The organism is Rhizobacter sp. P3_C12 (genome assembly GCF_056402735.1).
On the sequence record NZ_JBFUGW010000034.1, the window covers coordinates 22978 to 34002 of the forward strand.

Sequence of the window (11025 nt, forward strand, 5' to 3'; positions counted from 1 at the left end):
CCCGGTGATCATCAGTCGGCACCCTCCGCGTCCTGCTTCTTCGCGAACACGTAGCCGGCGCCGCGCACCGTCAGCACGCGGCGCGGGTTCTTCGGGTCGTCCTCGATCACCGCGCGGATGCGCGAGATGTGCACGTCGATCGAGCGGTCGAAGGCTTCGAGCGGATGGCCCTTCAGCAGGTCCATGATCTGGTCGCGCGACAGCACGCGGCCGGAGCTTTGCGCCAGCACGACCAGCAGGTCGAACTGGTGGCTGGTGAGGTCGCAGGCCACGCCGTTCAGGCGGGCGACGCGCTCGCCGAGATCGATCTCGAGGCGGCCGAAACGCAGCACCTCGTCGGGCGCCGTGGGTGGTGTCGCACGGCGCAGCAGCGCCTTCACGCGCGCGAGCAGCTCGCGCGGCTCGAAGGGTTTGGGCAGGTAGTCGTCGGCGCCGAGCTCGAGGCCGACGATGCGGTCCATCGGCTCGCCGCGGGCGGTGAGCATCAGCAGCGGCAGCTGGCGGGTGCGCGGGTTGGCGCGCAGCTCGCGGCACAGGTCGAGCCCGTCGCCGTCGGGCAGCATCAGGTCGAGCACCAGCGCGTCGTAGCCGGCACCGGCCAGGCGCTCGCGGCCGGCGGCCAGCGAGCCGGCGGTTTCCACCTCGAAGCCGGAGCCGCGCAGGTAGTCGCCCACCATTGCGGAGAGGCGGGCATCGTCATCGATCAACAGCACGCGGGATGTCATGGGTCGGTCAGCCTCCAAGGCCGAAGGGCCCGCGGCACCGGGCCGCGGGCCACTGGAAGTGGCAGGTCGCAATGAGATCACAACTTGCGGTCCGTCTTGGGCGCGGTGAGTTACTTCGGGGCCGCGGCGGGCTTGTCGTGCTGCATGCGCTGCATGCGATCGCGCATCTGGTCTTCGCGCATCTTCATGCGCTGGGCCAGCTTGGTGCGCTGCTCGGGCGTCAGCACCTTGGCGACGTCGATCAGGCCTTGCGTGATGCGGCGGCTGGCCTGGTCGTGCTGGGCCTCGGTCTGCTGGCGCAGCGATTCGACGGCGGCGGCGTCGATGGTCGGGGCGGCCAGCAGTTGCAGGCCCTTCTCGTGCAGCCCCTTGGCCGATTCGTGCTGGGTCTTCAGGTCGGCGGCCGCGGCCTGCACGATCTGCTTGATCTGGGTGCGCTGCGCCTCGCTGGCGCCGACGCCGTCGAGCATCCGATCGACCATGCGGTTGAGTTGCTCGGGCCGGCCCATGAACATGCCGGGGCCGCCCATGCCGGTGTGGTGCATGCGGGCACCGTGGCTGAAGCCGGGGCCCGGCGGGGGGTTCTGGGCCCACGCCGAGAGGGCCACCGTGCCGGCCACTGCCAGCAGCATGCCGCCCAGCAGGCGCTTGATGCCGCGCGGCTTGTCCTGCGGCAGCGCGTCGAAAGTGCTCACGTCGCTCATCGTCTTCTCCAACAAGACCCGCGGGAGGTGGGTCGATGGAATGAATGGTCGCGGGCGGGGGTGAAGCGGGATTGGCTGGGGGGTAAAGATCTGTGAATGGTTTGCGGGTGATCTGGCCTGGGCTGTTTTTTTATACAGTATCATCCGTGCAGCAGTTGCCACTGCCAACCTTGATCCCGCCAGCGGTCCCTTCCCGGGCCGCTGGCTTTTTTTTGATCAGCTGGCTGCGGACTTCGATGCCACCAGCACCGGCTCGGCGCGCCACGCCTGCGGGAACAGGCGCTTCAGGTCGTCGAGCTTGGGCAGGTCGTTGAAGACGATGTACGGCTGCCGCGGGTTGCGGGCGAGGTAATCCTGGTGATAGGACTCGGCCGGGAAGAAGCGGCGGCCGGGTTCGATGCGGGTCGCGATCGGCGACTTGAAGGCGTGGGCCTTGTCGAGCTGCTCGACGTAGGCGCGCGCGGTGCGGGCCTGGTCTTCATTGGTCGGGAAGATCGCCGAGCGGTACTGCGTGCCGGAATCCGGCCCCTGGCGGTTGAGTTGCGTGGGGTCGTGCGCCACCGAGAAGTAGATCTGCAGCAGCTGGGCGTAGCTGACCTGCTTGGGGTCGTAGGTGACCTGCACCGCCTCGGCGTGGCCGGTGGAGCCGCTGCCGACGGATTCGTAGACGGCGGTGGACGCCTCGCCGCCCGCGTAGCCGGAGACGGCGTTGGTGACGCCCTTGACGTGCTGGAAGACGGCCTGCACGCCCCAGAAGCAGCCACCGGCGAGGACGGCGGTTTCGGTGGGGGCGGTGGAGGCTGTCGCGGTGGCGGTGGGCGCGAACGGCGGGATGAGCCTGGCTTCACCGCCCATGCCGCCGGCCATGGCGGAGAGGGTCATCACGGCGCCGGTGCCGACGAGCAAGGCGGCAGCGGCGAGCAGGCGGCGGCGGGGTGCGCGGGAAGGGGTGATCATCGAAACGCTCCTGGAGGGTCGTGTCGGGCTGGGTCGTGTCGAGCCGGGCGAACCTTACGCTTCGGCGGGAAACGCCACCAGACGGCAACGACGGCGAGCCCGAACACAGAGTACGCCACGGTGAACACCCATGGCGGCGCATCCCAGAACAGGACGGACTGCAGCCAGTGCTCGATGAAGCCGCCCGAATAGGTCGAGACCTTGGCCTGGGCGCGCAGCCACATCTCGAGCGTGGTCAACGGACATTCGATGCCCCACCATGATTCGGCGACGACGATGCCGATGGTGCCGACGTGCACCAGCCTGAACCAGAGCGAGTTCACCGCACACCAGCCGCGCAGGTTGCCGACGACGATCAACACCAGGCCGCCGACCACGAACAGCACGATGGCGAGGTGCAGCAGGAGCACGGCATTGGCAAGCATTTGATACGGCATCGGGCTGTCATCCGGAGTGGTGCAATTCGTGCTTACCATTGAATCACCAACAATTGCAGGGAGGATCGGGATGTCGAATCGATTTGGAAAGATGGTGGCCGCAGCCACCCTCGGGACGGCCTTGTCCGTGAGCTCGTTCGGGGCCATGGCCGCGCAGATCTCCGACCTGTTCGGCACCTGGACGGGGAGCTGGCTCTTCGGCGCGGTGTACGGCGGGCCGAACAACCCCGTCCCCAGCGGCCCGCTGTTCACCCGCCCGGTGACCATCGATCTGGACTCGTTCGATGCCAAGGCAGGCCTCTACGGCCATGTGTTCGTCGAAGGTGCCGTCGTCGGCAACGTGACCTCGCTGTCGGTGGTCGGCGACTCGGTGGCGATGCAGGTGACGCACCCCAGCCTCGACCTGACGCGCCCCACGGCGTATTTCTTCGGCACGCTGGGCAATCACTCGCTCATCGGCGACTACGACGTTCGCGGGTACCTGTACGGCAACACCGAATGGCGTGGAACGATGACGCTTGCTTCTTCGGTGCCTGAGCCCGCCATGGCGATGCTGTTGGGTTTGGGGCTGGTGGGTGTTGTGTTGCAGGCGCGGCGGCGGCGCTCGGCCGAAGGTCAGGTCTGACGCAGAGCGCCAGTGCCGCGCCAGCGCCTCGCATACGGCAACGCAAACATGTAGAGGCCGCTGAACAGCAGCAGGAAGAGCGGGATCAGCGGCGAGTAGGTCACCCACGCGGGGGGCTCGCCGCGGGCCCGCACGATGAAGTTGGCGACGACCGTCAGCGTGAAAGCCATCGACAGCCAGCGGTGGGACTGGCGGATCCAGTGGCTCCACTTGGAAGCGAGTTCCGTCTGGCGACTCGCGAGTTCGATACCGTGGCACATGTGATCTCCTTGGTTTGAGACCCGCGTTTGTATCGTTCACGGTTCGACAGCGCTTCTCCGAAACTGCGGAAGTGGCTCAATCCGGCAAGCCCCAGTCGAACCGATACGCGTGCGCACCGCCCTCGCCGATGACGACCTCCATGCGCCCCGAGAGCCCGGCCAGCGCGCCGGTGCCCGAGCCCGGCACGACGGTGATGGACTGCTGCGGCACGCCGGCGGCCATCGTCGAGCTGTGCTGCAGCACGAAGCTGCCCTCGCGGCCGGCGAGCGTGCCGCGCACGAGTTCCAGCGCGACGTAGCCGCCCGAGGTCTTGGCGGCGTCGCGCCACGAGAGCATCTCGCCCTGGCTCGTGGCCTCCAGTTCGCCGTGGAATCGCTTGTCGAGCGACATGCGGCCGAGGCCCGCAGGCGCGGCCACGTCGCTGAGCGGCTGCGGCGCGAGCGCCACGTCGAAGGGGCCGGTGGCGTGGCGTGTACTCATGGTGATCTCCTGTCGATGGGTGCGAGAACGTGGTCGAGGGACATGGCATCATCGTCCGGACTTGGCGATGCCCGCATTGGAATGCCCCCTCCCGCGCTGCCGATTGGAAAAACGCGACGACAGGTCGCGCAAGAAGCGCGCGGCGTGCTGCACCGTGTCGCCGAGGGCGCCTTCACGCACGAGCGGGCCGCGCCGACGCCGGGGCTGGCAGACACCGTCGAGCACTTCTGGCGCGTGCGCTGGCGCCTTGCCGGCCAGCCCCCGCAGGTGCAGGAGACGCTGCCGCACCCGAACGTGCACATCGTCATCGAGCCCGGCCGCATGGCCGCCCACGGCGTCCACACCTGCCGCTGGACGACCTTGCTGGAGGGCGACTCGCAGGCCTTCGGCATCAAGTTCCGTCCCGGCGCGTTTCGCGGCATCCTGCAGCGGCCGGTGTCGGAGCTGGCCGACCGCCACCTGCCGCTGGCGGAGCTGTTCGGCGACGCTGCGCGGGTGCTGGCCGACGTGCTCGGGCATGAGGACATGGCCGATGCCGTGGAAGCCGCCGAGCGCTTCCTCGCGCCACGCGTGCCCAGGCCCGACCCGCAGGCGCTGCTGGCGGCGCACATCGTCGATTCGATCGTCGACGATCGCGAGCTCGTCGCGGCCGCCGACCTCGCCGAACGCCACGGCTTGACGCTGCGCGCGCTGCAACGGCTGTTTGCCGAATACGTGGGGGTCGGCCCCAAATGGGTGATCCAGCGCTACCGGCTGCACGAGGCCGTCGCCCGCGTGCAGGCCGGCGAGCCGGTCTCGTGGGCAGCGCTGGCACAGGATCTGGGCTACTTCGACCAGGCGCATTTCATTGCGGACTTTCGGAAGCTGGTGGGGCGCACGCCGGCAGACTACGCGACGGCGGTCAAGGGGAATCGCTCAATGGCCTCGAGGGCCACGAAAGCCGGGTAGCTTTGAAGCGCCGGGAAGCGGCTGCGGTAGTAGCAGGCCCAGTAGCTCGTGACCCGCCGCCTCGTGGTTGCCATGAATGCCGGGTTCTCGCGCACAAAATCGGCGAACTGCGCAGAACTCGCGTCGGAGATGACGGTAGCTGCCGCTGCCTCGACGATCTCGACGACGTATTCGCCAATCAGTTGGACGACGAATGGCACGACCCAGGGCCGGCCAACGGCAACGAGCTCCCGTACGCATTCCTCGCGGATGTAGCCGTCCCAGTGCCTGCTGCCGAGGCAGAGCGCGAGCATTCGGGTGTCGCCGGTTGAGCCTGCGATTGCCGATCGAAGATTGGCCGGCTCGTAGTAGACGCGGTAGGGAGCAGACAACTTTTCTCCCTGAACGAGCACCGTGAAGCCCTGCATCGCCGGCGCAAGGTCTGCAACGCAGAGTGTGCGAAGCAGATCCAATGCGGCCGGCTGCAGCGCGGCGGGGAAGGTGGGGTGGCATGTCATGAGCGCACTCTGGTTCGAGCTTCATCGGTCGCCGACGATCGCGCCTGACTGCGGGCCGATGGCTCCGCGCAGGGGGCGATGGTAGGGCAACTGGTCATGAACGTCAGCTCAACCACGTTGGCGAACCCACCGCGCGTGACGCTGCGATTGATCGAGCCATGCGAGCTGGGCGCGAACGTCTCGTTCTCCCCGAAGGCACCGTTCTCGCTCAATCCGCTAGCCAAGAATGCCGTCGCCAAAGGCCTCATCGAGCGGGCATTCCATGCGCGGTCCAAGCTTGCTACAGAGGATCGAATGGGCCTGCGCAGTTCTTGAGCCAGGCCAGCTCGACGTTCTGAACGACATTCCATCGCCGCCACGAGTAGTGAATCAACAAGGCTCTCGCAGAATCTTCACGGATACTTCGCCGCGATGTCCCTGACCTTCAGACTGATCCTTCTCGTCTTCGCCTCGCTCTTCGGCCTGATGCTGGCACTTTGGGCATCTGGGGACGACGGTTCCTGGCTCCGCTGGCTGCCCGCCGCATTCTGTTTCGCGATCTCCGCGATGTGCATCGCGCGCGGGAGGTTCGCGCATATCTTCGGCGGCTTGATCGCCCTGGGTGTGATCGGTGGCGGCCTCGCCTACCTTGTCGACATGTTGCGTTCGGGGCCGGTCTACACGGGACGGCAGAGCGATGGATCGTTGGTCAACGCCGTACTGTTTTGCGTGGTCTTCGGCGGCTTCGCGGCCAAGTACCTGTGGGCAACGCGATTCGGCTTCGCCAAGCTGCCAATGTCAGTCGGCGAACGGGTCAGCGTCGAGTTCGACGACACTGAGGTCCGGATCCGCGTGGTGGACGATTCGCAGCACGGCTGGAATCAGCAGTTCCGCTGGGCCGACGTCACCAGGGTGTGCTTCTTGGACGGCGGAATCAACGACTCAGACTATCTGTTCATCAGCGTGCGGGAACGCTCACAGCGCGTCGGCGTGCCGACAGAAGCGCACGGCGGTCCGGAGCTTCTTTCCGCCTTGAGCGAGCGCGGGTTGTTTCCCGAAAAGGTCTGGCGCAAAGCCCTTGGCGAGACCGGCGGCGGCATGCATTGCTGGCCACCTCACGAGGAGACTCTGCATCCGCGCATGGCCGGATCCGTTCAGGCGCCCTGACTGACCAGTGTCGGGGTGACGCCAAGCAGCCGGCGCATGCAGCGCGCCATGTGGCTCTGGTGCGCGAAGCCTGCCTCGAGCGCGACCTCACTGGCCGGCATCTCGCCGCCGCGCAGCAGTGACACCGCCCGCTCGACACGCCGCTGAACGACGAACTGGTGCACCGGCACGCCGGTGCTGCGCTTGAACACCGTCTTCAAGTGCGACGCACTGATTCCCGCCACCTCTGCGAGCCGTGCGAGCGAGAGGTCGGCAGCGACGTGTGCGTCGATATGCTCCACCACCCGGCGCAGCTGTTGCGGCGACAGCGGCGCCGGCTCGCGCCGCGCGGTGGCCGCCGAGTGGCCGAGCAGGTGCACCACCAGCGCAACGCCCAGAGAGTCCGCGAACAGGCGGCCGCTCGGCGAGCCGGCCAGGCGGTCGGCGTCCAGCGCCCACGCAATGTGCTCGATGCGCGCATCGCGGAACTGATGCCGCGGTGCGAGTGCCGCGCGGCCCACGGGCAAGCGCATCTCCTGCGCAGCCCGTCGCAGCAGCGCGTGCGGCAGGTGCAGGGTCAACGTGCTGCCCGCGTCGTGCTCCTCCCAGGCATCGGACATGCCGGCCGGGACGATGTCGATCTCGCCGTGCCGGGCGACGAAGTCACGCGTGCGGCAGGTTCCGCGCACCGGCGGGCCGGCTTGCAGCTTGACGCGATGGTCGGCGATGGGCACCCAGGCCGCCGGGYCCGGCAATGTGGCTTGGCGCTCGACCCGCAAGTTCATCACCATCGTGTTCCTTCCTTGAGCAGCAGCGTCCGAACGTGTCCGGGAAACGTCCGTTCGTGAGCGACGGCCGCCACGCATCGGCCGCATTCTTGCCCCGCAGGCGCGCTGTGCGCTTGCCCGGCGCACAGCCGGCTTACTGCCAATGAGGACTCTATGGATGTGACCGTGATGGGATTGGGAACGATGGGATCGACGCTGGCGCAGTTGCTGCTGCGTGCCGGCCACCGCGTTCACGTGTGGAACCGCAGCGCGGCCAAGGCAGACGCACTGGTGCGCCAAGGTGCCCTGCGCACCGCCAGCGCGGCAGCGGCCGTGCGGGCGGCCGAGTTCGTCGTCATCTGCGTGCACGACTACGCGGCCGCCGACACCTTTCTTCGCGATGACGGCGTGGCGAGCGGTCTCGCGGGCCGCGTCGTCGTGCAGCTGACGACCGGCAGCCCGCAGGAGGCGCGCGATGGCGAGGCTTGGGTGCAGAGGCACGGCGGCGCCTATGTCGATGGCGCGCTCCAGGCGGCGCCCGCCCAGATGGGAACGCCGGACACGCCCATCCTCGTGTCTGGCGCGAACGACGCCTACCGTCGCGCCGAACCGCTGCTGCGGCTGTTCGGCGGCGGCCTGATCTACCTCGGAGAATCCGCCGGGGCTGCGGCCACGATGGACCTGGCGACGCTGTCGTACCTCTACGGTTCCATCATCGGCTTCTTGCACGGAGCGCGCATCAGCGAAGTGGAAGGCATCGGCGTCGACGCGTACGGTGAGGTCGTTGCACGAATCTCATCGAGCTTCGGCGACTTCCTCAAGCACGAGGGGAAGATGATCCATGAGGGGCGTTTCGAGGTGACGCAGAGCCCGATGACGATCTCGATCGAGGCGGTGGAGCGCATGCTGCGGGCGGCGGGCGACGCAGGTATCAATGCCGAGTTTCCTGCGTTCGTGGCGCAGTTGCTGCGTCGTGCCGCGGCGGCGGGACTGGAGACGGAGGAATTGGCGGCACTGATCAAGGTGCTGCGGGCAGGGCCGTAGCGACATACCAGATGCGCGTCCTGCAGGGCTGACGCGTCAAAAGCAACAGCCGCCGCGTCCGCCGGACTCACTGCTGGTACAGGGTCGCCACCTCCGTCGCGCTCAGGGCGCCGTCATAGAACCGCACGTCATCCAGCATCCCGTTGAACAGCGCGTCGGAGCCGTACTGGGACCTGCCCAGCGTGTTGTTGCGCGTGTAGCCGATATCGGCGGGCGCGAAGAGGATGCCGTCCGTCCGCACTGCCTGCTTGCCGTCAACGTACAGCGTCATGGTGCTGCCGCCCTTGCCCGCAGGGCACGTGGACGCGCTCGAATCGGCACAGGGGGTGCCCGACAGCGTGACCGCGACGTGGTGCCATTCGTTCTGCTTCAGGCTGCCGCCGACGACGCCGCTCTGCGGCTCGTAAGCGTAGGAGTACAGGCTGATCGCCGCCATGACCCGCCCGTCGCCCGTTCCGGGGGTGAGGTAGAGGTAGCGTGTCGAGTTGATGCCGATATCGAAGATGCGGTTGTGCGAGCCGCCGCGCCAGTAGACCCATGCCGCGAACGAGAAGTCACCCGCATTGCGCAGAATCTCGTCGGGCAGCTCGACGTAGCCGCTGGCGCCGTCGAGGTCGACCGCCTTCCCCTTCTTTCCGGCGACGCGCTTGGCCGCGCCCACGAGCCGGCCGACCACGCGGCCGTTCGCCGCGTCGTGCTCGTAGGGTGTCGTGTCGGTGTCGAAGCCCAGGGTCGCCAGGAGGCGCGTCCCGCCGACGGCGACCGCGACCTCGTTCGAGCGGGCCGTCGTGTTTCCGACGTTGTCCTGTCCGACGACCGCGTAGTAGTAGGTGCCCGGCACCTGCGGCTGGTCGACATAGGTCAGCAGGTCCGTGACGCCGCTTGCCACGACGATGTACGGCCCGCCGGAGTTCGGCGAACGCAGGACGTCGTAGCGGCGGGCCCCGGCGCTGCCCCACCAGTCCAGCGCCGCCTTCCCCGCGCGAGCCTTGCCGGTCAGGACAGGCGCGATCGCGAGCGGCTGCCAGGCCGCCGGCCTCGTGTACAGGAAGGTGCCATAGCCCAGGCCGTCGTACCCGCCGCTGGCGTTCCCGCCTGGGCCGGTCTCGTTGCCCACGAGCTTCATCATCGCCTCCGTATAGGGCGCCGAGAGACCCTTGCGCTTCACGTAATGTTCGTGGACGACCGTCCACTCCGGCCGCAGGAGGCCGAGCGCGTCGGTGGAGAAGCCGTTTTCGGCGTCCTGCCAGTGCAGGTTCTGCCAGTACACGAAGGGCACGACGTAGGCCGCCTGGGTCGCCGGGTTCATCAGGTTGGCCTTGGCCACGTACTCGGCGGCGCCCAGGAGCCGGTTGTTGTCCCAGCCATAGAAGTCGACACCCTGGTTCCAGGCCATCTCGGCCAGGTTCGTCGCGAGCATGATGCTGAGGGTGTTGTGCCCCTGGTCACGGCCCGACTCCTGCGTCTGCACGAGGTTGCCGGGGTGCCGGTAGTACGCGAAGTTGGCGAGCGAGCCGTTCGTGCCGCCGCGGACGTAGAAGTCCTGGACCCAGTTGAAGGTGTCGACGTCGTCTGCCAGCACTGCGTAGGCCAGCAGGCAGTTCTCCATCGCCAGGTCCCAGCTGGCGTAGACCCGGTCCGTGGAGAGCCCGGTGCGGTTCATGCCGATGAACCATTGAGACCAGTCGACGAAGACACTGCGCACCATGGTCTTGAAGGCCCTGAAGTCGGCGGGCGCCCAACCGTCGTAGTCGCGCAGCAGTTCGCCCAGCACGCACAGCTGGTAGCCCTGAATGCCGGCGACGAGGAAGCCGTCGAAGTACCCGTCCAGGCTCTTGAGCGTGCCCGACCAGGCGTTGAGGATCTGCACCGCAGCATCCGCGTATTCCCGGCGCCCGGTCATCTTCCACATGTAGACGTAGCTCTGGGCCGCGTTGATGTCCCACCACAGGTACTGCGCGTTCACTGAGCTGCAGCTGTCGCCGCGGCACACCTTCTGCTGCGGGCGCGCGGCGTAGGTGATCCGGGCGCCGGCGTCGAGTTCGGCGGGCGTCGGCGCGAACCCGTGGCTGGCCTGCGTCAGGATCTGGTAGTCGTCGTACACCGGCGCGCTGTGCGCTGCGACGGCGGCCCGCATCCGCGCCAGGTCCGAGGCGGTGCTCAGCAGCCCCGGATGCACGAAGGACTGGATCCTGAAGTCCGCCGCCACGACGAGATCGCGGGACAGGTTGCGGATCGTGCACGTGCCGGCCGCGGCATCGCAGAGCTCGCCGGCGTCGCCGAGCCACCCCGCCAGCCTGAAGTTGGCTGGCGCCGCGGCCGTCAGCGTGATCGTCTCCCCGCGGTTGGCGCACCCGTCGGGCGACGCGATCGCGACCCGGACGCCGCCCGAGTCGCGCGACACGGTCACACTGCCGGCCAGCATCGGCGACGCATGCACGCGGAAGCTGGAGGC

At 67.9% G+C, this 11025-nt stretch carries 14 protein-coding genes; 5 read left to right on the forward strand and 9 right to left on the reverse strand.

Translation table 11 applies throughout. The annotated features are described in order from the left end of the window. Window positions 1-11: 11 nt before the first annotated feature. From AC1DXV_RS08330 to AC1DXV_RS08345, 4 genes are all read right to left on the reverse strand, one after another. Window positions 12-725 (reverse strand): response regulator, encoded by a 714-nt coding sequence (locus tag AC1DXV_RS08330; protein ID WP_047591330.1) that lies wholly within the window; start codon window positions 723-725, stop codon window positions 12-14. Window positions 726-835: 110 nt separating this feature from the next. Next, window positions 836-1429: a Spy/CpxP family protein refolding chaperone gene (locus tag AC1DXV_RS08335; RefSeq protein WP_477874336.1), complete on the reverse strand. Its 594-nt coding sequence runs from the start codon at window positions 1427-1429 to the stop codon at window positions 836-838. Window positions 1430-1645: 216 nt separating this feature from the next. Further along, the gene (gene msrA, locus AC1DXV_RS08340; protein ID WP_477933176.1) at window positions 1646-2386 is read right to left on the reverse strand and encodes a peptide-methionine (S)-S-oxide reductase MsrA; all 741 of its coding nucleotides are present in this window, start codon (window positions 2384-2386) and stop codon (window positions 1646-1648) included. Then, on the reverse strand, window positions 2383-2970 hold the full coding sequence (locus tag AC1DXV_RS08345) for a DUF2784 domain-containing protein (protein WP_477933178.1): 588 nt from the start codon (window positions 2968-2970) through the stop codon (window positions 2383-2385). Before AC1DXV_RS08345 ends, msrA begins: the two co-directional genes overlap by 4 nt. Between AC1DXV_RS08345 and AC1DXV_RS08350 the strand changes: the two genes are divergently transcribed. After that, window positions 2969-3448 (forward strand): PEP-CTERM sorting domain-containing protein, encoded by a 480-nt coding sequence (locus AC1DXV_RS08350; RefSeq protein WP_477866990.1) that lies wholly within the window; start codon window positions 2969-2971, stop codon window positions 3446-3448. The genes AC1DXV_RS08345 and AC1DXV_RS08350 overlap by 2 nt on opposite strands. Here the strand turns inward: AC1DXV_RS08350 and AC1DXV_RS08355 are convergent. After that, on the reverse strand, window positions 3439-3708 hold the full coding sequence (locus tag AC1DXV_RS08355; protein WP_477866992.1) for a hypothetical protein: 270 nt from the start codon (window positions 3706-3708) through the stop codon (window positions 3439-3441). The two genes, AC1DXV_RS08350 and AC1DXV_RS08355, sit on opposite strands and share 10 nt — an antisense overlap. Before the next feature lie 76 nt (window positions 3709-3784). After that, entirely contained in the window at window positions 3785-4189 is a 405-nt protein-coding gene (locus AC1DXV_RS08360) for a DUF3224 domain-containing protein (RefSeq protein WP_477866994.1), read from the reverse strand. 144 nt (window positions 4190-4333) lie between these two features. On the opposite strand from AC1DXV_RS08360, the gene AC1DXV_RS08365 reads away from it, so the two are divergent. Beyond that, window positions 4334-5137, forward strand: a complete 804-nt coding sequence (locus AC1DXV_RS08365) for a DUF6597 domain-containing transcriptional factor (protein WP_477866996.1) — start codon at window positions 4334-4336, stop codon at window positions 5135-5137. On the opposite strand, the gene AC1DXV_RS08370 is transcribed toward AC1DXV_RS08365, so the two are convergent. Further along, window positions 5077-5634, reverse strand: coding sequence for a hypothetical protein (locus tag AC1DXV_RS08370; protein ID WP_477866997.1), 558 nt, complete (start codon window positions 5632-5634; stop codon window positions 5077-5079). The genes AC1DXV_RS08365 and AC1DXV_RS08370 overlap by 61 nt on opposite strands. A 96-nt stretch (window positions 5635-5730) precedes the next feature. Between AC1DXV_RS08370 and AC1DXV_RS08375 the strand changes: the two genes are divergently transcribed. Then, complete coding sequence (locus AC1DXV_RS08375; protein ID WP_477866998.1) at window positions 5731-5949, forward strand: hypothetical protein; 219 nt, start codon at window positions 5731-5733, stop codon at window positions 5947-5949. Between the two features lie 96 nt (window positions 5950-6045). Further along, entirely contained in the window at window positions 6046-6780 is a 735-nt protein-coding gene (locus AC1DXV_RS08380) for a hypothetical protein (RefSeq protein ID WP_477866999.1), read from the forward strand. Here AC1DXV_RS08380 and AC1DXV_RS08385 read toward each other — a convergent pair. Next, complete coding sequence (locus tag AC1DXV_RS08385) at window positions 6768-7550, reverse strand: helix-turn-helix domain-containing protein (RefSeq protein ID WP_477933180.1); 783 nt, start codon at window positions 7548-7550, stop codon at window positions 6768-6770. The two genes, AC1DXV_RS08380 and AC1DXV_RS08385, sit on opposite strands and share 13 nt — an antisense overlap. Window positions 7551-7700: 150 nt before the next feature. On the opposite strand from AC1DXV_RS08385, the gene AC1DXV_RS08390 reads away from it, so the two are divergent. After that, window positions 7701-8570 (forward strand): NAD(P)-dependent oxidoreductase, encoded by an 870-nt coding sequence (locus AC1DXV_RS08390; protein ID WP_477867001.1) that lies wholly within the window; start codon window positions 7701-7703, stop codon window positions 8568-8570. A gap of 67 nt (window positions 8571-8637) precedes the next feature. On the opposite strand, the gene AC1DXV_RS08395 is transcribed toward AC1DXV_RS08390, so the two are convergent. Next, window positions 8638-11025, reverse strand: a 2388-nt coding sequence (locus tag AC1DXV_RS08395; protein ID WP_477933182.1) for a LamG-like jellyroll fold domain-containing protein, incomplete at its 5' end; no start/stop codon positions are given.